This is a genomic window from Rhodohalobacter sp. 8-1 (assembly GCF_038150125.1).
Lineage (GTDB): Bacteria > Bacteroidota > Rhodothermia > Balneolales > Balneolaceae > SW132.
Window position 1 is genome coordinate 1 of sequence record NZ_JBBVMF010000067.1, and the last position, 522, is coordinate 522.

General features: G+C 50.4%; 1 pseudogene. It reads right to left on the reverse strand.

Features of this window, described 5'->3' with window-relative positions:
* Positions 1–522 (reverse strand): annotated as a pseudogene (locus tag AABW11_RS20035) (hypothetical protein); the annotation flags it as partial.

A 522-nucleotide genomic window follows, 5' to 3' on the forward strand; every position in this document is an offset into this window, starting at 1 on the left:
AGAGAGCAGCCATTGCTGACGACCAAACCAATGTTAGATCTCCGTTCGAGCTATCTTTAAGCAACGGGTTGAGAATATCTTTCCATCGCTGGTGTGCAATCCACAGAAGGCCGGGCGCAATCCACAGCATTGGGAATGTCCATTCCGGTTTCCACCCGATGCTCATAAGTCCGGCAAGGGAAAGCAGGGCAATAAAACCCCAAACTGTTTTAGAACGCAGCCAAGGCATTTGCGGGAAATCTTTGAATGCGTTACGAAATACCGGCAATTGAAGGAGCAGGAACCGAATGCTTAGTACGGCCGGCAGAACAGTAGAAAATGCCAATGTCGCTTCGGAAAAATACTGCAGGCCGCCAATTTCTGCCGTACCGGTATAGTGCCAGTTGTTTGTAAAGCGGTTCAGGAATTCAAAATACCACCAGAATGCCGCACTGGCCGGGAATAGCAGTGCAAAAAATACCGGCCGGCAGGTCATCAGGCAACGGCCGGACAGACGGACTGCCAGTGCGTTCAGAAAAATGA